The organism is Klebsiella sp. JB_Kp042 (assembly GCF_040065275.1).
GTDB lineage: Bacteria > Pseudomonadota > Gammaproteobacteria > Enterobacterales > Enterobacteriaceae > Klebsiella > Klebsiella quasipneumoniae.
Genome location: NZ_JBEAJL010000086.1, coordinates 23645 through 45383, shown reverse-complemented (window position 1 = coordinate 45383; position 21739 = coordinate 23645). Strand labels below are relative to the sequence as shown.

Genomic DNA, 21739 nt, shown 5'->3' with positions numbered 1-21739 from the left:
GGCGCAGGACGCGCGCCGCCGGGTTATTTCACCCCAAGATAGCCGTCGAGATAGGCCCCGGAGAGCTCATTGCCGAACAGGACGGCATCTTTATTTTCCATCGCATTATCCCATTTGTCGCTGGCGTTGCCGGTAAAGGCGTGCTCGGTGCGGGTGCCCTGCGCCGCCTGCTGTTTGATGGCCTCGGCGGTGCGGCGGGCGTCGCTTTCGCTCATGCCAGCGGCTTTATCCTGCTGGCCGCGGGCGTACATCGCCGTGAAGGTTGGCAGGTTTAAACGGTAATTTTCCTGACGGTTGACGGTGAAGTTGCCGCCGACAAAATCGGAGCGGTGGGCGACGAACGCATAGGCGTGGCGTTCCGGTGACGATTTTGACGAGGTGCAGCCGGTGATCGTTACCAGGGCACAGCTGAGGGCGAGAATCGCAGTGGAGAGCCTCATGGGGATATCATCCTTAATCATAAAAGCACAAATGGGGCGCAGGCGGTCTGTTGCGCCTCCTGCGCTAATAAGCATATGAAACGGCAAAAGGATGCGCGTTAACGGGGCGGGAGAGAAGCCCTGAATATTAATAGTTTCCCGAGACACCGTCTTACTGAGCCGCGCTTGCGCGCCAGGCTGGCAGGCCAACCAGAGGTCATTTATGATAGCCTGCAGGATCCACCTCTATCGCAGGAAGTGCAGGGTTTATGTCTATTCAGAAAATTGCTCGTCTGGCCGGCGTTTCGGTGGCCACGGTGTCGCGGGTGCTGAACAACAGCGATACGGTAAAAGCCAAAAACCGTGAGCGCGTGCTGCAGGCGATCAAAGAGAGCAACTATCAGCCGAACCTGCTGGCGCGACAGCTGCGAACCGCCCGCAGCAATATGATCCTGGTGATGGTCTCCAATATCGCTAACCCCTTTTGCGCCGAGGTGGTGAAAGGGATAGAAGAAGAGGCGGAAAAGAACGGCTACCGCATTCTGCTGTGTAACTCCGGGTCGGATCTGGCCCGCTCGACCTCCGGCCTGCAGCTGCTCTCCGGCAAAATGGTCGATGGCATTATCACCATGAACGCGCTCTCCAGCCTGCCGGAACTGACCACCATGATTGGCGATGCGCCCTGGGTGCAGTGTGCGGAGTATGCCGACACCGGCAGCATCTCCTGCGTCGGGATTAACGACGTCGAGGCGGCCCAGGGGGCGGTGTCCCGGCTGGCCGACGGCGGGCGCCGGCGCATCGCGCTCATTAATCACGACCTTAGCTATCGCTACGCCCGTCTGCGCGAGCGCGGCTATAAAAGCGTGCTGCACGTGCACGGTCTGGCGTATCAGCAGGTGACCTACGCGCAGGATCTTAGCGCGGCGGCCGGTAAACGGGCGATGGAGCAGTTGCTGTCGCAAGACGAGAAGCCCGACGCGGTATTTGCCGTATCGGACTCCCTTGCCGCCGGGGCGCTGCGGGCGATTGACCAGGCCGGGCTGCGGGTGCCGGAGGATATCGCGGTGATCGGCTTCGACGGCACCGAGTTGGCGGAAGTGGTCTCCCCGCAGCTGACCACCGTTGAACAGCCCTCCCGGGCGATCGGCCGCACGGCGGTGGATCTGTTAATGAAACGCATCGACGATCCCGACGCCGCCGTCGAGCGGGTGATGATGGACTGGCGCGTGATCGCCCGCGCCAGCGCCTGAGGTTAGCGGGGGAAGGCCCCCGTCAGCGCGCGAATGTCGTTGCCGGTGGGCGTTTGATGAATGCGTAAGCCAAACTCCTCCACCACGGCGAAGACATGGTCGAAAATATCCGCCTGGATCCCCTCATATTCCGCCCACACCACGGTGTTGGTGAAGCAGTAGATCTCGATCGGCAAGCCGTTGGCATCCGGCGCCAGCTGGCGCACCATCAGGGTCATATCCTGGCGGATGCGCGGATGATGACGTAAGTACTCCTGCAGATAGGCGCGGAAGGTGCCGACATTGGTCATTCGGCGCTCGTTGAGGACCGATTGCTCCCCGGCATACTGCTGGTTCCAGGCGCTAATTTCCTCGTGGCGCGAATCCATATAGGGTTTAAGCAACTTCGCCCGGATCAAGCGCTGCTGCTCCTGTTCATCGAGGAAATGAATGCTGGTGGTGTCGATGTTGAGGCTGCGCTTAATGCGGCGGCCGCCGGAGGCCGACATCCCGCTCCAGTTTTTAAATGAGTCGGAGACCAGCGACCAGGTTGGAATGGTGGTGATGGTGTTGTCCCAGTTGCGTACCTTGACCGTGGTGAGGCCGATATCGATCACCGCGCCGTCGGCGCCGTACTTCGGCATCTCCAGCCAGTCGCCAAGCTTGAGCATATCGTTGGCCGAGAGCTGGATACCGGCCACCAGACCAAGGATCGGATCTTTAAATACCAGCATCAGTACCGCGGCCATGGCGCCGAGCCCGCTAATCAGGATCGCTGGCGACTGGCCTATCAGCAGGGAAATAATCAGGATGCCGATAATAATCGCCGTCACCAGCTTAATTCCCTGGAATATCCCCTTCAGCGGTAACTGAGAGGCGGCGGGAAATTTCTGCGCCAGCTTTAAGATCACATCCAGCAGCGAGAAGAAGGACAGCATGGCATATATCATCACCCATAGCTGAGCCACTGTGGTTAATATTTCCGCGGCCTCGCTGCCTTTTTGCAGCCACAGCACCGCCTGCACGTTAACGATGATCCCCTGCAGGGTAAAGGCCAGTCGGTGAAAGAGCTTATTCTGCGTGATGATTTGCAACCACAGATGGCTGCTGGCCAACGCCCGTTTTTCAAAAGCGCGCAGGACCACTTTGTGCAATATCAGATGCACGACGACGGCGGTGAACAAGATAATGCCGAAGATAATCATCAGCGAGCGGGTGGGGGTTATTTCGATTCCTAAGGCGGCAATTTGCGATATTAATTCCTGCATAACGTCTCCTGAATATCCAGCGGGTATGATGACCGCTGGATAACGATTATGCAAATTACCGCCGCCGGTATTACGACGCCGCCGTCGCCGGCTGTCGGTTGAGATGATGGCGCAGCCACAGCGCGATGGCCCCCAGCAACAGCATCATGGCCACCTCGACCAGCAGAAAATCAATCAGCGCCTGCGGATAGTTTCCGCCGCCGCGGCGGGCCAGCGCCAGGAACAGCGATCCGAGGATAGCCGGCCCGAGACCGAGGGTCGCCTGCTGCAGGGTGCTGAGGATAGCGCTCCCGGCCCCGGCGTCGCTGGCGCTGATATCGCGCATGCCAATGCGGTAAAAGCTGTTGACGATCAGCGCCTGACCGTAGCCGATCAGCGCCGTGGCGGGGACCAGCGTCAGGGCGGTGGTGGCGATGCCGAAGCGGGAGAAGGTGGCGCACAACAGCAGTAGCCCGGCGATCTGCACCGTCAGACCGGTCAACAGGATCCGCCCCATGCTGTAGCGGGCGATAAGCCGCGGGGCATACAGCGCCGAAATAAAATAGGCCACGCCGAGGGCGATAAAGCTATTGCCGGACTGCCACGGCGCCATCCCCAGCCCCTCCTGCATGGTCAGCGCCATGCAGAACATAAAGCCGGACCAGGCGCTGAAGAACAGCAGAGCGATGGCCATCCCGAAGCGGATGCTGGTTAACTGCAGCAGACGCGGCGGCAGCAGGGGATGGTCGCCGCGCTGCTGCTGGCGCAGGGCGCTCTGACGCATGGCGAACAGCAGCGGCAGGACCGCCACCAGCATCAGCTGCAGCCACAGCGGCCAGTGCAGCTCGGGACCGAGGGCCATCGGGAACAGCAGGCAGCAGAGAATGAGGGCGAGGTACAGGGTACCCTGCCAGTCAATCCGCGACGGCGTCTCACGACGGGTTTCCGGCACATAGCGGCGGCTCAGGGCCAGCACCAGCAGGCAGATCGGCACATTGATAAAAAAGGCGTTGCGCCAGCCCAGCCCGGCGATATCCGCCGATACCAGCCAGCCGCCGCCCATCTGACCGACGATAAACGCGATCCCGCCGATCCCGCCATACAGGCTGATGGCCCGGGCGTGGGCCGGGCCTTTGAGGGTGACGTGCAGGGTGGCGAGGATCTGCGGCACAATCAGCGCCGCCCCGGCGCCCTGCAGGGTACGGGCGGCCAGCAGGGCGCTGATGCTGTTCGCCATGCCGCACAACAGGGAAGCGATGCCAAAGAGAGCGACGCCCCACATAAACAGGCGACGGCGGCCATAGTTATCGCCAAGCTTACTGCCCATCGCCAGGCAGACGGCAAAGGCGACGCCGTAGAGCGCGACGATAAGCTCCAGCTGCGTGGCGCTGGCCGCCAGGGTGTGGGTGATGGCGTCCAGCGCCACATTGGTGATCGAGGTATCAATAAGCGGCAGCATCTGGCCGCCCAGCAGCAGCCACAGACCGGCGCGGCCGGGTGAAACAGCAGACGTTTTCATGGGGTTCTCCATTGCATCATTCAGCAGACCGACGTAGCATTACCGATAAATTAAACGGGTACCAGTTCCTGTCTATACTGGTACTGGAACTACCATGCTGGAGGGGTGATGACCACGATGCCGCAACGAGAGTCGACGTTCGCCGTGCCGGACGATCGGCGCAAACAGCTGGGGGCGTTTCTGCGCGCCCGGCGTGAGAGCCTCGATCCGCAGCGCCTGGGGTTGCCCCGGGTGGGCCGCCGGCGCACGCCGGGTCTGCGCCGGGAGGAGGTGGCGATGCTCGCCGATGTCGGCGTCACCTGGTACACCTGGCTGGAGCAGGGGCGGGAGGTGAATCCGTCGGAAGCGGTGCTGGTGGGGGTAGCGAATGCCCTGCAGTGCAGCCCGCTGGAGACCCGGCATCTGTTCGTACTCGCCGGGCTGACCCCGCCGGAAGCGACCCAGGTGACGGTATGCGAAGGCATCAGCCCCGGCACCCGGCGAATGCTCGACAGCCTGATGCCGCAGCCGGCCAGTATTCAAAAACCGAACTTTGATATTGTGGCCTGGAACGACAGCTTCTGCCGCCTGATGGGCATCGATTTCGCCACCCTCCCGGAAGAAGATCGCAACTGCATTTATCTGTATCTGACCCATGAGGCCTGGCGCAGCCGGATCGAAAATCGCGATGTGCTGCCGACCTTCGTCTCCTATTTCCGCGCCGCGATGGCCGAGCACCGCGGCGATCCGGCATGGGAAAACAAACTGGCGCGCTTTTTCGCCGCCTCGTCGGAGTTTGAAGCGCTGTGGCATCAGCGCTACGAGGTGCGTGGCGTGGAAAACCAGATTAAACATTTTAACCACCCGCAGCTCGGGCGATTCAGCCTGCAGCAGATGTACTGGTATTCGGCGCCGCGCAACGGTTCGCGCCTGCTGGTCTACCTGCCGATGGACGAGGCGGGCGAGCAGGCGCTGGCGTGGCTGGACCAACATTAATCACAAGGAATCAGATGGCTGGCAATGTGCCATCTTCGGGTATTGCCCGGCCGGCGCTGCTGGACGGTTCCCTCTCCCTCCGGGAATAGGGGAGGGAAAGCACTGTCGGGAAGTCCTGTATGTTATCTGCGACTTCAGCGCACATTGCGCTCCCGGTTAGTCTTCTGCGTTATATCTCTCATGGCGCAGGGAGCGCACAGGGGGCGGCCAGTCGCCGCCGCCCCCTGTACCCCCGGGCTCCGGCCAGCAAAATCGCCGCTGCGCGGTCCCTTCGACTTATCCCTGCAGGCTTCGGGTCGGGCCGAGGCAGCGTCCGTGCAAAACACGGCCCTCAGCCCGCATCCATGCGGGCTGCCCCGGCCTGCCGGGAACGTCTCAGCGATGTTGAGGCCGCAACACCGGCAGTTTCAGCAGCCCCAGGCTGGGACCGTAGGCCGGGTCAGGCGCAGCCGCCACCCGGCAATATGACGGGTATCGAGCCTGATATCATGCCCGGCGGCGCAGCGCTTACGCGGGCCCAGGTTGATGGGTAACAATCTGATATATAAATGGTTAGTTAAGCCGGGTCAGGCGCAACTGCCACCCGCAAAAAGGCGAGCACATTAGCGAAAACAGGTTTGTCATCAGTCTCAAGGAATGCCTATGAACGTAACCCGAAAAGAGCAGCGCATTATTCAGCGCGCGCTGAACGCCTGGCAGGCCAGCGGGGAGTTAACCCCGGCGGACAGCCAGCGGCTGGCGCAAACGCTGCGCGTCTCCCCCTTCGACTGGCGGCGTCTGAGCCGCTATGCCTTCTGGACCGCGCTGGCCTGCGTGCTGATTGCTCTGGGCAGTCTGTTCGCCGACAATGAACTGGTGGCGTGGCTGCTGAGCCTGTTCAGCCGCTCGGCGCTGACGCGGATCCTGCTGCCTGCGCTGCTGGCTGTCGCCTGCTACGCCTGGGGTTTTCGCCGCCAGCGGCGGGAAACGCAGTGGCACTACAGCACCGAGGCGATTTTGTTTCTGGGCGTTGTCTTTACCGCGGTGGCGCTATGGCAGCTTGGCGAACGGCTGGATAACGGCAGCGGCCATATCGCGCCGCTGTTTCTGGCCGGATGCGTGATTTACGGCGCTATCGGCTATGCTGCCCGCTCCGGGCTGGTGTGGCTCTTTTTTCTGCTGGCGCTGGGCAACTGGTTTGGCGCGGAAACCGGCTATGTCTCGGGGTGGGGCGCCTACTGGCTGGGCATGAATTACCCGATTCGCTTCGTCCTGTTCGGCGGCGCGCTGCTGGCGCTCTGCTACGGCGCGCAGTCCCTGCTTCGCCAGCGGCAGCTGTTTACCGTCAGCAAGGCGATGGGTCTCACGTATCTGTTTATTGCGCTGTGGATCCTGTCGATTTTCGGCAATTACGACGCTGACAGCTGGTACAACGTAAGCCAGGCGCGACTCCTGCCGTGGGGGCTGCTGTTTGCCGCGGCGGCCGGCGTCTGCATTTTTATCAGTCTGAAAACCGATGACGCAATGCTGCGCGGCTTTGGGTTAACCTTCCTGGCGATCAATCTCTATACCCGCTTCTTTGAGTTTTTCTGGAACGGGATGCACAAGGTTCTGTTTTTCCTGATCCTTGCCGTCTCGCTGGCGGTAATTGGCCGTTATGCCGAGCGCATCTGGCACGCGGGGAACGTTAAACCATGAAAAATTAAGCGCTTTTAAAGAAGTGTGGCTGGCGGCAGCGACGTCCTGCGCGAATTGTCGTATAAGCGAATTTTACGCTTTTGACAGGGGAGCGAGATGAACAAGGAGTCGATTTTTCGCCAGCTAGAACAACGGATCGCCGGGCGAGCGCTGACGGCGGAAGCGCTGGGCGAGTTTAACGCTATGGCCATCGCCGATAGCTTGAAGCAAAAACGCAGCATCATCAGCCATCATCTGAATAATCTTCATCGCGAGCAGCGGGTGGTCAAAGTGAACGGTCGCCCGGTGCTGTTTTTACCCGTTACCGTTCTGCGCGATCATCACCGGCTGGCGGTTCGGCACGGCGAATACGCCTCCATTCAGGCGCTGTGCGCGGAGCGTCAGGATAGTCTGGCGCAGCTGATTGGCGCGCAGGGCAGCCTGCAGGAAGCATTGCGCCAGTGCAAGGCTGCCATCAGCTACCCTGGCGCAGGTCTGCCGCTTCTGCTGCGCGGTCCCACCGGCACCGGGAAAAGTTTTCTAGCTCGCCAGCTCTGGCACTACGCAATAGATGAAGGTATTTTACCTGCCGATGCGCCTTTTACCGTATTTAACTGCGCCGAGTACGCGAATAATCCAGAACTACTGACCTCGAAGTTATTTGGTCATGCGAAGGGGGCCTTTACCGGCGCCGATAAAGCCGTTCCTGGTCTTATCGAGACCAGCAACGGCGGGGTGTTGTTTATCGATGAGGTTCATCGGCTGCCGCCCGAAGGTCAGGAAAAGCTGTTTCATTTTATGGATAACGGTAGCTGGCGCCGGCTGGGGGAGAGCACCGACGAGCGCAGCGCGACGGTGCGGCTAATTTTTGCTTCAACCGAGGATCTGGAAAAACACTTCCTGGCGACCTTTATTCGCCGTATTCCGGTGATTGTAAAAATTCTGCCGATCGCTGAACGCGGCCAATTCGAGCGGCTGGCGTTTATCCACCACTTTTTCCGTCGTGAAGCCCAGCGTTTGAACCACGATCTTGCGCTGGATGGCGAAATCGTCAGCCAGCTAATGCGTGAAACGCTTGAAGGAAATGTCGGTGGGCTGGAAAATTTGATTCGCAATATTTGCGCCAGCGCCTGGACATTTGGCGAACGTGATAGCGGTCTTTTACACATAAAAGCGGGTTTGCTGCCCGACCGATTACTGGCGGATGCGCCTTTTTCCCTTCAGCAAAATAGCGAGCGGGTGATGATTTACCGCGATGGCGATGCGCAGCCTCTTTTTTCTGGTCGTCACCATGAATACCAACGGCTAACGGAAAATATTTGTAGCCTGTGCGAGGAGTTGGCTCAGGATAATATTAGCGTGCGGACCTTTGAAAAGCTCATTTATCAAAACGTGACGCTCTATCTCGATGCGTTGATGAATCAGGAGAGCGCGGTCTCTCTTCAGGACAAGCGGCTGCGCTTTATTGAGGATGTGGGCAAGGCGATCGCCGCCAATTACGATCTCCAGCTGAATGCCGAATTCGCCTATCTTACTGGCCGCTACCTGACCAGCCTTCCTCTGGCGCCGCGCAGCGTTGCCGAGCCCGCGCGTCTGGTGATGCAGCGCTGGCTGGAGTCCTCAGCGGGGCTGGCGCAGCGTATCGCGGGGAAACTACTGGATGTCGTCAATAACAAATACGATCTGCTCATCGATACGCTTGACCGTCTGGCGATTACCGCCATTGTCAGTAATGCTATCGATGCGACCAGCGGCGGAAAAGTGAAAGCGCTGATAATCGCCCACGGTTATTCGACCGCCAGCAGCATTGCCGGCGTTGCCAACCGCCTGATTGGCGAGAACATCTACCAGGCCATGGATATGCCGATGGAGGTGGCGTTCAGCGACGTCAGTCGCGCCGTGGTTGATTATCTCCAGCATACGGACACGCGTGCGGGTGTGATGGTGCTTATTGATATGGGCTACACAAAGGAGATTGCCGATGCGCTTTTGTCGGTGATTAACGGCCCGCTGGTGGTGGTGGATAACGTCACGACCCGCATGGCGCTGAATGTTGCCAGCGAGATCGCGCTGGAAAAAAACATCGAACAAATCGCCGAAGAGATCGTGCCGCTTAATCAGTCGCGTTGGGATGTGTTCTGGCCCGCAGAAAAAAAAGAGCGTGCGCTGCTGGTGACCTGTATTACAGGTATCGGTACCGCATTTAAATTTAAAAATCTGATGGAGAAGAGCCTGCTCAACGATTTTGATATTAACATCATCGCCTGCGAGTATACGCGCTTAAAAAACAGTCGTACGGCGGTATCGTTGCTCCACCAGTATGAAGTTATTGCGGTCGTGGGTACCCACGACCCGCAGCTGGCCGGAGTGCCCTGGGTTGGCATTGAGGAACTACTTGGCGAGCAGGGGCATCGACATCTGAGTCAGCTCTTAAGCGGCTATCTTAATGAAAAGCAAATTGCGCTGATTAATAAAAATATGGTACGTGAGTTTTCGCTGCATAACGTTGTCAACTCTCTGACGATACTGAATGCCGGAAAAACCATGGGTCATATCGAAACCATTATCGCTGAGTGGCAAAATACGCTTGGTTTTCATTTTAATAATAACTTAATTATCAGTTTATATGTGCATCTCAGCTGTATGATTGAGCGTCTGGTAATGCGTAATGAAATTAGCCATTATAAAGATCTTGAGCAATTTACCCGCCAGCATGGCGAATTTATTGCCATGGTCAATCACTCGTTCCAGCGCCTAAAAATACTCTATAACGTGGCGCTGCCGGTAGCGGAAATTGGCTATATTCACGATATTTTTGAATTACGTATTGAAGATTTTAGCTGGTAATCCTCAACGCAGCCCCGGAGAATTACGCCGGGGCTGGAAGGCGGTTAGCGAATCAATATTCGACTTTCCACATATAGCGGCGGGTGGTCAGCGGATGGTTGCGGGCGGTGGCCAGCGCCAGGTTGTAAACATCCAGTACGCAGTTGTGCAGCAGGCCGCAGAAATATTCGCGCACGCTGGCGTGCAGTGTGTCGATTCCCACCTTTTCCACGTCAATAATCTGCAGTTTTCCCTGGTAACGTTCGATAAAGCGGATCGCGCGGTCATCCAGCGGGCGGGTGCGGCCGCTGCTTTTTAATAAAATAAACGGCGTTCCCGCTTCGGTAATCTCAAAGGGGCCGTGGAAATACTCGCCGCTGTGGATGCTGGCGGAGTTAATCCACTGCATCTCGAGCAGAATACAGATGGATTCCTGATGCGCGGCGCCGAATGAGGGGCCGCTGCCCATCATGTAGATGACCTTTTCGCTCTTCCAGGCTTCGGCAAAATGGCGCGCATCCGCCTGAACCTGCTGCTGAGCGCCGCGTACCACGGATTCAAAACTGGCAAAGGCGCTGACCATCTCATCGTAATGGGCGTATCCCTCAGTTTGCGCAAGCACTTCCAGCGCCAGCCACAGGCTGTATGCCGCTTTTTGCTGCGTCGGATCGACGGTTTCGGGATAGCGCGCCCAGCAGTATTCAATAGTGTAATCGCTGTGTTCGCACAGCGGCGTGCCGGGGGTATATACCAGTCCAATAGTGGCGGCGCCTTTCTGACGCGCGATGCGGGCGGCTTCCACCGTTTCAGCGGTGTTGCCCTGCTGCGAGGCGAGGATCACTACGCTGTTTTTACCTAACGCGTTCGGCGTCGCGTGGACAAATTCATTACTGGTCACATAGCCGACGGCCAGCTTTTTCGCTTCACAATCGAGAAAATATTTCCCCGGCCAGAAACCGGTTAATGAACCACCGCAGCCGACAAACCATACCCGCTCAATGTGCTGCTTAGATAAAATATCGCGAATAATAGTATGTGCGTTTTTATGAGCTATAGACATATTGGTCTCCTTGGGATGTAACGGGTCCTCCGCTGAATAGCGGATAACTTTTACTATGCGTCAATTAATTGGGTTGTTTACTTTTCATTTTCTGGTGGAACTGCGGATCCTTCGGTATTGCGGGATCGATGCCCTTCACTGGCGGCAGTTGGGCACAAACCATTTGTAACGGAATAATATATTCAAAGATCGCAAAGTCGGGATCGTTAATAAATGCGAAGGGCATATTTTTGCCGTTATTTTCGACTTGTGGACCAATGCGATAAATATGCTGAGTCCAGCCGCCAAGTATTTCCGCCAGGCGATCCTGACGCTCATCGGGAAACGGATCGAGCATGATCAGGGTAGAGCGTTCGTCGAAGGCGTTATAGATCCCGTGGATGAACTCCTCAAATTCGTAACCGGCAACCGGACAGCGTAGCGTTTCAAGCATCTTTAGCGCACCTTCCTGAACGGTGCCAAACAGCCCTGCCGGACCGGTCAGGCGAATGTCCGCGCTGTCGATAAGCGGCCGGGCGTGATTGAGAACCCACGCCTGCGAGGCCTCAATGAGCGTCGGCAAATGATTGAACGTCCTCTCCATGCGGACGAGTAGCGCCTTGCGCTCCTCATCGCTCAGGCGCTGCTGGCGACTGGCGACGGCAAGCGCAAGCAGTATCAGGTTGAGTATGGTGCAGTGATACCCTTTGGTTTTGGCGCCGGCGCGCTCTTCTCCACAGGGGACCGTCAGGATCAAATCTGCCGCCTGGTCGATGGCAGCTGGCGCTTCCCCGGCCATGGAAGCGGTAAGGTGCCCGGCTGCCCGGGCGCGCTCCATTGCGGCGAGAGTAGAGAGGCTACCGCCTCCCTGAGAAATGCCGATGACCAGCGCTTTGTCGCTGAGGGATAGAGCCGTCTCGTCCAGCAGGAAGGGCCAGTACACATCGACCGGGATGCCGCACCACTGCTGCATAAACGACCGCGCGGTCAGCGCGCCGTGGTAAGACGTACCGGAACCGGTCAGGATGATTCGAGAGATCCCGCGATCCGCCAGCGCTTTCGCCGCTTGCCAGAGATCTTCCCGCGTCTGCGTTAGCATAGCGAGCAGGCGAGCGGGGGTTTCATTCATATAGTCTTCTACGTGCATGGGTAATATTCCTCTTTTTAAAGCAGGCCTAACGCGCTGGCCGCCATGCCAAACGCGATGGTGCCTAACAGGATCCAGTTGATGTTGACTCCCTTACGGATCAGCTTGTACATCCCAAGGGTGAAAAGCAGAGGCAGCAGAGAAGGAAGTATTTTGTCGATAAACTCCTGCGCCTTCATGGTCGTCTGCCCGGCAGTGAAGCTGAGCGGGGTGGTGATATCTATCATACTGGCGGTCATCGCGCCGACGACCATCAGGCCAACGATTGACGCGATATAGGTGACCCGATCCATGAGTCCGCTTTGGTAAATCCGCATCAGCCAGGTGGTGCCAGCCCGATAGCCGAGCTTCAGCCCATACCAGCGGCACAACAGATGCGGTAGGTTATAAACTAACAACGCCATTATCGGTCCCAGGAGGCTGCCCTGCTGGGCGAAATAAATCCCCATCCCGGCGGCAATCACCTTCAATGACCCCCAGAATATGGAGTCACCGATACCCGCCAGAGGCCCCATCAGGCTGGTTTTAATCGCGTTTATTGATTCTTCATTAAATTCGGGATTGCGTTGATTCTCCTCTTCCATAGCGATCGACAAGCCGAAGATAAAGGTGGAGAGGTGCGGCGTAGTGTTAAACAGTACCAGATGGCGCTGCAGGGCGCGCCCCAGTTCCGTCGGGTCCTGATAGATGCGCTTCAGGGCCGGCGACATTGCGAAGGCGTAGCCCATATGCTGCTGGCGCTCGTAGTTCCACGAGCCCTGCAGCGTAAAGGAGCGCCAGAACACGCTGCGTAAATCCCGAGCGGTGACCCGGCTTGCGTCATCGCTTTGCGGCTGGGCGGCGCCTGACAGGGTCTGCGTCATTTCACTCATGATTAGCTCTCCTGCTGCTTAAGATTAAGAAACTGGCTGATGATAAAAGCCAACACCACGGCGAATAGCGCGATGGCGATGATATCCAGTTTGGTATATGCCGCTATCAGAAAGCCCAGACCGAGGTACGGCATAAGTTTGCTGCTGAGCATCATGCTGATCAGCAGGGCGAAGCCGAGCGCCGGCAGGATCTTACTGGCGACGATCAATCCGTTGGTTATCACCGGCGGAATCGCCTCAAGGAACCAGCTTACCGCCGAAGAGCCAAGCAGGATGGCGAAAAAAACCGGTAGAAATCCGTTTAAAAAATAGAGTAGCGTCGGACCGGCGAGGTGCATCAGGCCGACCATTCGGGTATTACCCTGTGCCGCATAGCGATCCGCCAGATGACCGAAGCGGGCGTTCACCACGCGCACCAGGATGCCCAGCGTCTGCGCCAGCATTGAAACAGGAATGGCGATGGTAAGCGCAGCCTCCGGACCGCGGCCGGACATGATCGAAAACGCGGTCGCCAGTACGGAGCCGGTCACGATATCGGGTGGGTGCGCGGCGCCGATGGCGACGTTGCCGAGGAAAATAAGCTCCAGCGTAGCGCCAATCAGAATCCCCTCATGCAGATTGCCGCAGACCAGACCGGTGAGGGCGCACATCACCAGCGGCCGGTCGATCATCGATACCCCAAGCAGGCGGCCATCGAGGATCCCCAGGGCGGCAATCAGTCCGAGTAACGTTGCGGTGAGCAACATAGTGACCTCCGAAGTTAAAGTTGGTCGTTAAGGAGTTCAGCCGAGTGGGCGGGTACCTGACGCATCTCCAGCCGAATGCCTTTTTCTTTTAGCGCTCTGCTATGGGCGATTTCCTCTTCGGTCAGATAGATGGCCTTGCCGAATTGTCTTGCCCCTTCCTTCTGTGGCAGACCGCCGTAATTAATTGCGCTAATTCCCGGGACTTTTTCTACCAGCGCGAGGGTTTCAGCAGTATTGCCAAGGACCACCATGACTTTTTTATGATCCAACTTGCCGCCGTTAAGCTTTTCCGCCGCCTGTTCAACGGTGGCGATGTCCAGCGTGACGCCCGCCGGCTTGGCCAGGTTAAGCGACATCGTAATGAAGGCATCCGCCGCGGCTTTGGCGTTGGCGACGATGATATGGTCGATATCCAGCGCTCGGGTCCAGGCAAAAACCACCTGGCCGTGCAGCAGCCGATAATCAATGCGCACGAGTTTAATCATGAGATTCTCCCTGTGGGTCAGAGGATGGTTGTGTTAGTAGAGGGTTGATGAAAACAATGGATTCACGCGCCGCGCTGGTGGCGTAGACAATCGCGGCCTCGGTAGTGGCTTCTTCGCACAGCAGAAACTCCAGGAGCAGAGTCAGATTGATGCCGGCGACCACGAAAACGTTACGATGACGCATCAAGACGCTCACGGCGCTATTGTTGATACTGCCGCCAAGCAGGTCGGTAAAGATCACCACTTCATCACCATTCGCCTGGACGATGAGATGATCCAGGGTTTGCTCCAGCTGTTCGGTGGTCACGATATCTTCGTCATAGGCGCAGACCGGGATAACGCCGTGTTCGTCGCCAATCAGCAGCGACAAACTGTTCACCAGTCCGCGAGCAAAATGGCCGTGGCTGGCCACATAGATATGTTTCACCCGGTTTCTCCTTCATCCAGATAGCGGTATCTGTTAAGAGCAAAGGGCGTGCCAGAAATAAAAAATATTAATTATCAATTAATTAAAGCGGCTAGTTCACACTAAAGACGTTATTCCTGGCACAAGCGGGCTTATTAGCGCCAGAAACCTGGCACAAACGGCAGAAAAAGAGGGGGAAAGAGTGGGGGAAGAAAGTCCCGGGCGAGACGCTGCTGCGCCATGGCCCGGGCGTTCCCGGCAGAAGGGAATTAAATCTCGGTAATCGTCGTCGACTGCGGCAGACGCGACTTCGGCAGGGAGGCGTTAAAGTCTTCAACGCTATGATGGCCGACCGGGACCACCACCAGGCTGGTGTAGCCCTGGGCTTTCAGGTCAAATTCCTCATCAAGGATCGCAAAATCAACCCCTTCAATCGGCACGGCGTCGAGACCCATCGCCGCTACGCCCAACAGGAAATTGCCGACGTTGAGATACACCTGCTTCGCCATCCACTGATCGTCATCCTTCAGCTCTTTGCGGTGCATATCGGCAAAGAAAGTGCGACCCTTGTGGTTAGCGGCTTTTGCGTCCGGGGTGGCGAAACGGCCATCGGCCTCTTCCTGATCCACGACGCGCTGCAGCCAGGCGTCGTCCATCGCGGTTTTCGCGCAGAACACCACCACGTGCGAGGCGTCGAGAATTTTACGTTCGTTGAACACGTAGGTACCGCTGGCGGCTTTCGCCACGCGGGCTTTCCCTTCATCGGTGCTGGCGACGATAAAGTGCCACGGCTGGGAGTTGGTGCTAGACGGGCTGTACTGCAGCAGCGTTTTCAGCTGTTCCGCTTCCCCGGCAGTCAGCTTTTTCGTGGCGTCAAAGGCCTTGGTGGAATAGCGCTTCAAAGCGACCGATACGATATCCATAACTCTTCCTCACAGTTTACAGCACCTTACCGGTGCGTTCAGGAGAGGAAGAGTACAGCGAAGATCGCCAAATGATAAGGGTGAAAAATGCGATAACACTTATCGCGTTTGGCTGAAAATCAGCGCGGACGCAGGCGCTGCTGGGCCTTTTTGCTCAGCTTGTTCACCACCTGATGCCATGAGTCGTCAATCAGCTCGGCCAGCAGATCCTCGCTGATGTCGTCCCCCGGCACCACCGTGATCCAGTGTTTCTTGTTCATATGGTAGCCCGGTTCGATACTGCGATAAATTTCCTGATTGAGCAGCGACTTCTGCGGCTCGGCCTTGAGGTTGACCAGCGCCCGGCCGCGAATGGTCATGGTGATCATAAAGATGCGGCCGTCGACCTTAAACACGTCGTACTCCGGCCCAAAGGGCCAGCAGTGCTCGGTAAACGGGTAGGTCAGGGCGATACGGTGGGCGCAGGGGTGCAGCGTTTCCGGCGTCATTTGGCATCCGCCTCATGCAGGGCGTTCCACATGGCTTCAAAGCCAAGGGCGATAATCTCCCGGGCGCGCTGCGGATCGTGGCTGGCGAATTCGATAGTGGTTTCCGCCAGCGACAGAAACAGGGCATCGCCAAAGGCGCGATACGCTTCGCTGAGGAATATCTCTTTCACCGACAGCTGGCACATTTCGTTGAGCTCCGGAAAGCTCTCTTTCACCTGGCGGCGGGTTTCGTCCGTGATGCGCTCGCTGAGCGCCATCCGGCGGATCGCCTTGTGCTCCATCGGGTTGCGCACGCCCCAGTCGATATAGCTGTTCCAGATATTGCGCGCGTTCTCTTTCGGGCGCTTTTCGTCCGGATCCAGCCCGGCGATCATCATCCGCACCAGGCGCAGCTTAATGGCGAGGTACAGTTCGTTGAGCAACTCATCCTTGGTGGCGAAATAGCGAAACAGCGTCCCCTCGGCAACCCCGGCGCTGCGGGCGATGGCCGACGTTGAGGCGGCGATGCCGGACTGGGCGAAAGCCGCGGCGGCAGCTTCCAGTAACGCTTGCTTTTTATCTTCACTCTTTGGACGAGCCACTACATTTTTCCTCACGCAGGTTTAAACAAACCGCCGATCTTTGCACGTCTGACCAGGTCGCTGCAACGGCGGAACGCAAAAATTGAAAATCGTCTTGACGACTTTCATCACATTCCTAATAATGAGTGCGTACTCACTCATAATCAAGTTATATCATAAAGCCTCCGGGATGGGGGCTTTTGTCTGGTCAGGATATGAACCGTGTCACTTTCAGCGTGGTCGCCATCATGTTACTCGCAGCAGCAACGACATTGCCGTTTGTCCTCAATGCCGGTTTTGGTAAGGCGCCGCAGGGGGCACAGCTTAGCCAGGTGGAAGCGTCTCCCCACTACCGGGACGGCCAGTTCCATAACCAACTGCCCACGCCGGGATTCACCGGGCAGAAAAATATGTTGGCGGCGTGGTGGGATTTTTTGATGACCAAACGGGAAAACGCCCGTCCCGCGCAGCCGCTGCCGCTGGTGAAAACCGATCTGGCGACGCTGCCCCTCGGGCAGGACGTGATGGTCTGGCTCGGCCACTCTTCCTGGTATCTGCAGCTGGCGGGAAATCGCATCCTGATCGACCCGGTGTTCAGCGATTACGCGGCGCCGTTCTCCTTTATCAATAAAGCCTTCCCCGGCGATTATCCGTGGCGGGCGGAAGGGATGCCGGAGATCGATCTGCTGATCGTCTCCCACGATCACTACGACCATCTGGATTACGCCACCATCCGCGCTCTGCTGCCGAAAATTAAGCGGGTCATTACGCCGCTGGGGGTTGGGTCGCACCTGCGCTACTGGGGAATGGACGGGGCGCTGATTACCGAAGCGGACTGGCAGCAGGCGATTCCGGTTAGCGACGAGCTCACCGTCCACGTCCTGCCGGCGCGGCACTTTTCCGGCCGTGGGCTGAAGCGCAACCAGACGCTGTGGGCCAGTTTTCTGTTCGTTACCCCGCAGCAAAAGATTTATTACAGCGGCGACAGCGGGTATGGGCCGCACTTTAAAGCGATAGGCGATGAGTTCGGTCCGATCGATCTGGCGATCATGGAGAACGGACAGTATGACCAGGACTGGAAATATATCCACATGATGCCGGATGAAACGGCTCAGGCTGCTGACGACCTGCGCGCTCGCGCGGTGCTGCCTGGGCATGCAGGACGATTCGTTTTGGCGAAACATAGCTGGGATGAACCGTATCAACGGCTGGCGGCTGCCAGCGAAGGAAGGGCCTGGCGTCTGCTGACGCCTGTGCAGGGCGAGCCGGTGTGGGTCGCCGATAAGACGCAATCATTTAACGCCTGGTGGCGCTAAGCGCCAGTGCAGTATCAGAGGAGAGAGCATATGACGATTTCCGCTCAGGTGATTGACACTATCGTCGAGTGGATTGATGACAACCTGCATCAACCGCTGCGTATTGATGATATCGCTCGCCATGCCGGGTATTCGAAATGGCATCTGCAACGGCTGTTTTTACAGTATAAAGGGGAGAGCCTGGGGCGCTATATACGCGAAAGGAAGCTGCTGCTGGCCGCCCGCGATCTGCGCGACACCGATCAGCGGGTCTACGATATCTGCCTGAAGTATGGCTTCGATTCGCAGCAGACCTTTACCCGCGTCTTCACCCGGACCTTCAATCTGCCGCCGGGCGCCTACCGTAAAGAGAACCACAGCCGCGCCCACTGAGGCGCGCCCTTCCTGATTTAGCGTTCGAGGGAAAACCAGCGACGCCACACCCAGCGCAGCACCAGATACTCAATGGCGCCCAGCGCCAGGAACCACAGACAAAACAGCACGGTATAAAGCTGGTTGAGATCCATCATATGGAATGTCTCAACCAGCTTTTGCGCCAGCGTCAGGCCCAGCGACGGCGCGGGCAACAGCAGACAGGAGAGCAGGGCCAGCAGTAAGATCCCGGCGGCGGAGAGGAGCGTTTCCAGCGGATGTTTCATGTCATGTTAATCATCAGTTAAAAAACATATTGTCCGGCAAAATAACACCTAACGCAATATGCTTTGTATTTTACTCGCCTTAATGCGCCTCTTTTTAATATTATTGCCTGCGTTGTCTTCGCATGTTAATTAATCTGAAATAATTTGTAATTAAATTAAATCCCGTTACTTGTAAATTAACGTCATTATTATGCCAGCGCTTTTACAAAACTATAAGTGCTATACCCCACCAGCGTGGCAGCGATGATGGCCAGCAGGATGTACAGCGCCAGACGGCGTCCGCGGTAGATTCCAAACATATTTGACCTCGTTTAGTTTTGGTTTATTAATATTCTGTAATAGTTGGTTCGTGGAATTAACTTACCACATATTTTTTATTTTGCGAAAAATTTAGGCTTGTAATGGTTCACATTTTTATCGGCTTTTTCGCCACCTTTGATTGCATTGGCCAGGAATGATTTCAGGCTTTCCGACTCACGGAATTTATAAGGAAAATGTAATTTGACCAAGATGAATAACCCAAAGTTTACGACGCCCTCGGGCGACACCGCGCCACGGCAGGTCTGGCAGCAGACCGTTGACGCAGTGCTGGCGCAGACCAAAAGCCAGGCCGCTGGGTTAAGTTCCGCAGACGCCGCCGAGCGCCTGAATACCTGCGGGCCGAACGCGCTGCCGGAAAAGAAGGGAAAACCGGCCTGGCTGCGCTTTCTCGCCCACTTTAACGACGTACTGATTTATGTGCTGCTGGCCGCTGCGGCGCTCACCGCCATCATGGGTCACTGGGTCGATACCCTGGTGATCCTTGGCGTGACGGTGATTAACGCCCTGATCGGCCATATCCAGGAGAGCAACGCCGAAAAATCCCTGCAGGGGATCCGCAACATGCTCTCCAGCGATGCCCGCGTCCAGCGTAACGGCAAACATGAGACTATCCCGACGCGCGACCTGGTTCCGGGGGATATCGTTATCCTGCGCGCCGGCGACCGCGTGCCGGCGGACATGCGGCTGATTGAAACGCACAACCTGCGGGTGGAAGAGGCGATCCTCACCGGCGAGTCGACGGTGGTGGATAAAATCACCGACGCGCTGGAGGGCGACCTGCCGCTGGGCGACCGGGTGAACATGGTCTTCTCCGGGACCACCGTCAGCGCCGGCGGCGGCGTCGGCGTGGTGACCGCCACCGGCGCGCAGACCGAACTCGGCCATATCAACCAGATGATGGCGGGCATTGAGAAGCACCGCACCCCGCTGCTGGTGCAGATGGATAAGCTCGGCAAAGCGATTTTCGTCATTATCCTCGCCATGATGGTGGCGCTGTTTATTTTCAGCCTCGCGTTGCGGGATATCCCGATGGGCGAACTGCTGCTGTCGCTGATTAGCCTGGCGGTGGCTGCGGTACCGGAGGGACTGCCGGCGATCATCTCGATTATTCTGTCGCTCGGCGTGCAGACGATGGCGCGCAAGCGGGCGATTATCCGTAAGCTGCCGACCGTGGAAACCCTTGGCGCCATGACCGTGGTCTGCTCGGATAAAACCGGCACCCTGACGATGAACGAAATGACCGTCAAGGCGATCATCACCGCCGACTGCTGCTACCGGGTGGAAGGCGACAGCTATGAGCCGCAGGGGCGGATCTTCCTTGAGGGGAGCGATGAGCCCGTGCAGGTTCAGCCGGGTACCGTGCTGGAGACCTGGCTGCGCACCATCGACCTGTGCAACGACAGCCAGCTTACCCAGGATGAGCGCGGCCTGTGGGGGATCACCGGCGGGCCAACCGAAGGGGCGCTGAAGGTGCTGGCGGCGAAAGCGCAGCTCCCGGCGGTGGAGGCCCGTCTGGTGGCCAAGATCCCTTTTGACTCGCAGTACAAATATATGTCCACGCTGCAGCACATCGATGGCGACGCCCGGGTGCTGATCACCGGTGCGCCGGACGTTATCTTCGCCATGTGCCGCGAGCAGATGACCCGCCAGGGCGCGGTGCCCTTCGAGGCGCAGTACTGGGAAGAGGAGATGGCGCGCTTCGCCCGTCAGGGGCTGCGCATGGTGGCGGCGGCCTGTAAGCCGGCCAGCGTTGATGCCACCACGCTGAACCATGAGGATCTGCAGGAGGGACTGATTTTCCTCGGCATCGCCGGGATGATGGATCCCCCGCGTCCGGAAGCGATTGACGCTATCCACGCCTGCCAGACCGCCGGCATCCGCGTGAAGATGATCACCGGCGACCACCCGCAGACGGCGATGAGCATCGGCCAGATGCTGGGGATCACCAACAGCAGCCAGGCCATGACCGGCTACCAGCTGGAGCACATGGACGATGCGGCGCTGGCGAAGGCGGCGGTGGAGTACGACATCTTTGCCCGCACCAGCCCGGAGCATAAGCTGCGCCTGGTGAAAGCCCTGCAGGATAACGGCGAAGTGGTCGGCATGACCGGCGACGGCGTCAACGACGCGCCGGCGCTGCGCCAGGCCGACGTGGGTATCGCCATGGGCATCAAAGGCACCGAAGTCACCAAAGAGGCGGCTGACATGGTGTTGACCGATGATAACTTCGCCACCATCGCCAGCTCGGTAAAAGAGGGCCGTCGGGTCTATGACAACCTGAAGAAGACCATCCTCTTCATCATGCCGACCAACCTGGCGCAGGGGCTGCTGATCATCATCGCCCTGCTGGCGGGGAACATGATTCCGCTGACCCCGGTGCTGATCCTGTGGATGAACATGGCGACGTCGGCGACGCTCTCCTTCGGCCTGGCCTTTGAGGCCGCGGAGCGCAACGTAATGAACCGCCCGCCGCGTAAAACCGGCCAGCACGTGATGGATGGTTTCGCCGTATGGCGGGTGGCTTTCGTCGGGTCGATGATCGCGATCGCCGCCTTTATCCTTGAGGCCTGGCTGGCGCCGCGCGGCCACAGTCCGGAGTTTATCCGCACCGTGCTGCTGCAGATGCTGGTGACAGCGCAGTGGGTCTACATGATCAACTGCCGCAGCAGCGACAGCTTCTCCCTGAGCATGGGCCTGCTGCGCAACAAAGGCATCTGGCTGGTGACCGGTGTCCTGCTGCTGATGCAGCTGGTGATTATCTATGTCCCGCTGATGCAGAGCATGTTTGGCACGGAAGCGCTGCCGCTGCGCTACTGGTTTGTCACCCTGGTCATCGGCATCGCCATGTTCCTGGTGGTGGAAGTCGAGAAGCGTCTGACGCGCCGGTTCCGCAAAACGGCCTGATCGATCTCGCGCGCCTGGCTGCA

Annotated in this window: 20 protein-coding genes; 7 read left to right on the top strand and 13 right to left on the bottom strand. The window is 58.0% G+C overall.

All coding sequences use genetic code 11. The features are described from left to right. Positions 1 to 23 precede the first annotated feature (23 nt). Positions 24 to 440, bottom strand: a complete 417-nt coding sequence (locus ABLV54_RS15700; RefSeq protein WP_023288721.1) for an Exc2 family lipoprotein — start codon at positions 438 to 440, stop codon at positions 24 to 26. A 248-nt stretch (positions 441 to 688) separates the two neighbouring features. Between ABLV54_RS15700 and ABLV54_RS15695 the strand changes: the two genes are divergently transcribed. Continuing rightward, positions 689 to 1669, top strand: coding sequence for a LacI family DNA-binding transcriptional regulator (locus ABLV54_RS15695; protein WP_017900840.1), 981 nt, complete (start codon positions 689 to 691; stop codon positions 1667 to 1669). A 2-nt stretch (positions 1670 to 1671) separates the two neighbouring features. On the opposite strand, the gene ABLV54_RS15690 is transcribed toward ABLV54_RS15695, so the two are convergent. Together ABLV54_RS15690 and ABLV54_RS15685 are read right to left on the bottom strand one after the other, a co-directional pair. After that, positions 1672 to 2916 (bottom strand): mechanosensitive ion channel family protein, encoded by a 1245-nt coding sequence (locus ABLV54_RS15690; RefSeq protein WP_032454965.1) that lies wholly within the window; start codon positions 2914 to 2916, stop codon positions 1672 to 1674. Positions 2917 to 2986: 70 nt separating this feature from the next. Beyond that, positions 2987 to 4414: an MFS transporter gene (locus ABLV54_RS15685; protein ID WP_048296961.1), complete on the bottom strand. Its 1428-nt coding sequence runs from the start codon at positions 4412 to 4414 to the stop codon at positions 2987 to 2989. Between the two features lie 108 nt (positions 4415 to 4522). Between ABLV54_RS15685 and ABLV54_RS15680 the strand changes: the two genes are divergently transcribed. From ABLV54_RS15680 to ABLV54_RS15670, 3 genes are all read left to right on the top strand, one after another. After that, positions 4523 to 5389, top strand: a complete 867-nt coding sequence (locus tag ABLV54_RS15680) for a helix-turn-helix transcriptional regulator (RefSeq protein WP_050533026.1) — start codon at positions 4523 to 4525, stop codon at positions 5387 to 5389. A gap of 642 nt (positions 5390 to 6031) precedes the next feature. Then, complete coding sequence (locus tag ABLV54_RS15675; RefSeq protein WP_044521467.1) at positions 6032 to 7066, top strand: DUF2157 domain-containing protein; 1035 nt, start codon at positions 6032 to 6034, stop codon at positions 7064 to 7066. 96 nt (positions 7067 to 7162) lie between these two features. Then, positions 7163 to 9892 (top strand): sigma-54-dependent transcriptional regulator, encoded by a 2730-nt coding sequence (locus ABLV54_RS15670; RefSeq protein WP_050533025.1) that lies wholly within the window; start codon positions 7163 to 7165, stop codon positions 9890 to 9892. A 52-nt stretch (positions 9893 to 9944) separates the two neighbouring features. On the opposite strand, the gene ABLV54_RS15665 is transcribed toward ABLV54_RS15670, so the two are convergent. The 9 genes from ABLV54_RS15665 to ABLV54_RS15625 form a co-directional block, all read right to left on the bottom strand. After that, the gene (locus ABLV54_RS15665; protein ID WP_004202478.1) at positions 9945 to 10931 is read right to left on the bottom strand and encodes an SIS domain-containing protein; all 987 of its coding nucleotides are present in this window, start codon (positions 10929 to 10931) and stop codon (positions 9945 to 9947) included. 64 nt (positions 10932 to 10995) lie between these two features. Beyond that, on the bottom strand, positions 10996 to 12057 hold the full coding sequence (locus tag ABLV54_RS15660; protein WP_050533024.1) for an SIS domain-containing protein: 1062 nt from the start codon (positions 12055 to 12057) through the stop codon (positions 10996 to 10998). Between the two features lie 17 nt (positions 12058 to 12074). Beyond that, the gene (locus ABLV54_RS15655) at positions 12075 to 12929 is read right to left on the bottom strand and encodes a PTS system mannose/fructose/sorbose family transporter subunit IID (protein WP_004099982.1); all 855 of its coding nucleotides are present in this window, start codon (positions 12927 to 12929) and stop codon (positions 12075 to 12077) included. Positions 12930 to 12931: 2 nt separating this feature from the next. After that, complete coding sequence (locus tag ABLV54_RS15650) at positions 12932 to 13675, bottom strand: PTS mannose/fructose/sorbose/N-acetylgalactosamine transporter subunit IIC (RefSeq protein ID WP_004183295.1); 744 nt, start codon at positions 13673 to 13675, stop codon at positions 12932 to 12934. 14 nt (positions 13676 to 13689) lie between these two features. Then, the gene (locus tag ABLV54_RS15645; protein ID WP_023288730.1) at positions 13690 to 14160 is read right to left on the bottom strand and encodes a PTS sugar transporter subunit IIB; all 471 of its coding nucleotides are present in this window, start codon (positions 14158 to 14160) and stop codon (positions 13690 to 13692) included. Further along, positions 14153 to 14587 (bottom strand): PTS sugar transporter subunit IIA, encoded by a 435-nt coding sequence (locus ABLV54_RS15640; protein WP_050533023.1) that lies wholly within the window; start codon positions 14585 to 14587, stop codon positions 14153 to 14155. The genes ABLV54_RS15645 and ABLV54_RS15640 overlap by 8 nt, the downstream gene beginning before the upstream one ends. 248 nt (positions 14588 to 14835) lie before the next feature. Beyond that, positions 14836 to 15489, bottom strand: coding sequence for an oxygen-insensitive NAD(P)H nitroreductase (nfsB, locus tag ABLV54_RS15635; protein WP_023288731.1), 654 nt, complete (start codon positions 15487 to 15489; stop codon positions 14836 to 14838). A gap of 119 nt (positions 15490 to 15608) precedes the next feature. Beyond that, positions 15609 to 15977: an MmcQ/YjbR family DNA-binding protein gene (locus ABLV54_RS15630; protein ID WP_004202487.1), complete on the bottom strand. Its 369-nt coding sequence runs from the start codon at positions 15975 to 15977 to the stop codon at positions 15609 to 15611. Next, positions 15974 to 16558: a TetR/AcrR family transcriptional regulator gene (locus tag ABLV54_RS15625; protein WP_023288732.1), complete on the bottom strand. Its 585-nt coding sequence runs from the start codon at positions 16556 to 16558 to the stop codon at positions 15974 to 15976. The genes ABLV54_RS15630 and ABLV54_RS15625 overlap by 4 nt, the downstream gene beginning before the upstream one ends. Positions 16559 to 16737: 179 nt before the next feature. Between ABLV54_RS15625 and ABLV54_RS15620 the strand changes: the two genes are divergently transcribed. Beyond that, complete coding sequence (locus tag ABLV54_RS15620) at positions 16738 to 17853, top strand: MBL fold metallo-hydrolase (protein WP_072096477.1); 1116 nt, start codon at positions 16738 to 16740, stop codon at positions 17851 to 17853. Positions 17854 to 17883: 30 nt separating this feature from the next. Further along, on the top strand, positions 17884 to 18225 hold the full coding sequence (locus ABLV54_RS15615) for a RamA family antibiotic efflux transcriptional regulator (RefSeq protein WP_004202492.1): 342 nt from the start codon (positions 17884 to 17886) through the stop codon (positions 18223 to 18225). A 17-nt stretch (positions 18226 to 18242) separates the two neighbouring features. Here the strand turns inward: ABLV54_RS15615 and ABLV54_RS15610 are convergent, their stop codons facing one another. Continuing rightward, positions 18243 to 18491, bottom strand: a complete 249-nt coding sequence (locus ABLV54_RS15610; protein ID WP_002893037.1) for a DUF1158 domain-containing protein — start codon at positions 18489 to 18491, stop codon at positions 18243 to 18245. Between the two features lie 501 nt (positions 18492 to 18992). On the opposite strand from ABLV54_RS15610, the gene ABLV54_RS15605 reads away from it, so the two are divergent. Then, a complete protein-coding gene (locus tag ABLV54_RS15605) occupies positions 18993 to 21716 on the top strand; it encodes a cation-transporting P-type ATPase (protein WP_023288734.1) in 2724 nt (907 codons plus the stop codon). Positions 21717 to 21739 lie beyond the last annotated feature (23 nt).

What these genes read in the sequence shown, in the direction of transcription:
- ABLV54_RS15700 (WP_023288721.1), bottom strand. Translation starts at nt 440, where the DNA reads ATGAGGCTCTCCACTGCGATTCTCGCCCTCAGCTGTGCCCTGGTAACG.
- ABLV54_RS15695 (WP_017900840.1), top strand. Translation starts at nt 689, where the DNA reads ATGTCTATTCAGAAAATTGCTCGTCTGGCCGGCGTTTCGGTGGCCACG.
- ABLV54_RS15690 (WP_032454965.1), bottom strand. Translation starts at nt 2,916, where the DNA reads ATGCAGGAATTAATATCGCAAATTGCCGCCTTAGGAATCGAAATAACC.
- ABLV54_RS15685 (WP_048296961.1), bottom strand. Translation starts at nt 4,414, where the DNA reads ATGAAAACGTCTGCTGTTTCACCCGGCCGCGCCGGTCTGTGGCTGCTG.
- ABLV54_RS15680 (WP_050533026.1), top strand. Translation starts at nt 4,523, where the DNA reads ATGACCACGATGCCGCAACGAGAGTCGACGTTCGCCGTGCCGGACGAT.
- ABLV54_RS15675 (WP_044521467.1), top strand. Translation starts at nt 6,032, where the DNA reads ATGAACGTAACCCGAAAAGAGCAGCGCATTATTCAGCGCGCGCTGAAC.
- ABLV54_RS15670 (WP_050533025.1), top strand. Translation starts at nt 7,163, where the DNA reads ATGAACAAGGAGTCGATTTTTCGCCAGCTAGAACAACGGATCGCCGGG.
- ABLV54_RS15665 (WP_004202478.1), bottom strand. Translation starts at nt 10,931, where the DNA reads ATGTCTATAGCTCATAAAAACGCACATACTATTATTCGCGATATTTTA.
- ABLV54_RS15660 (WP_050533024.1), bottom strand. Translation starts at nt 12,057, where the DNA reads ATGCACGTAGAAGACTATATGAATGAAACCCCCGCTCGCCTGCTCGCT.
- ABLV54_RS15655 (WP_004099982.1), bottom strand. Translation starts at nt 12,929, where the DNA reads ATGAGTGAAATGACGCAGACCCTGTCAGGCGCCGCCCAGCCGCAAAGC.
- ABLV54_RS15650 (WP_004183295.1), bottom strand. Translation starts at nt 13,675, where the DNA reads ATGTTGCTCACCGCAACGTTACTCGGACTGATTGCCGCCCTGGGGATC.
- ABLV54_RS15645 (WP_023288730.1), bottom strand. Translation starts at nt 14,160, where the DNA reads ATGATTAAACTCGTGCGCATTGATTATCGGCTGCTGCACGGCCAGGTG.
- nfsB (WP_023288731.1), bottom strand. Translation starts at nt 15,489, where the DNA reads ATGGATATCGTATCGGTCGCTTTGAAGCGCTATTCCACCAAGGCCTTT.
- ABLV54_RS15630 (WP_004202487.1), bottom strand. Translation starts at nt 15,977, where the DNA reads ATGACGCCGGAAACGCTGCACCCCTGCGCCCACCGTATCGCCCTGACC.
- ABLV54_RS15615 (WP_004202492.1), top strand. Translation starts at nt 17,884, where the DNA reads ATGACGATTTCCGCTCAGGTGATTGACACTATCGTCGAGTGGATTGAT.
- ABLV54_RS15610 (WP_002893037.1), bottom strand. Translation starts at nt 18,491, where the DNA reads ATGAAACATCCGCTGGAAACGCTCCTCTCCGCCGCCGGGATCTTACTG.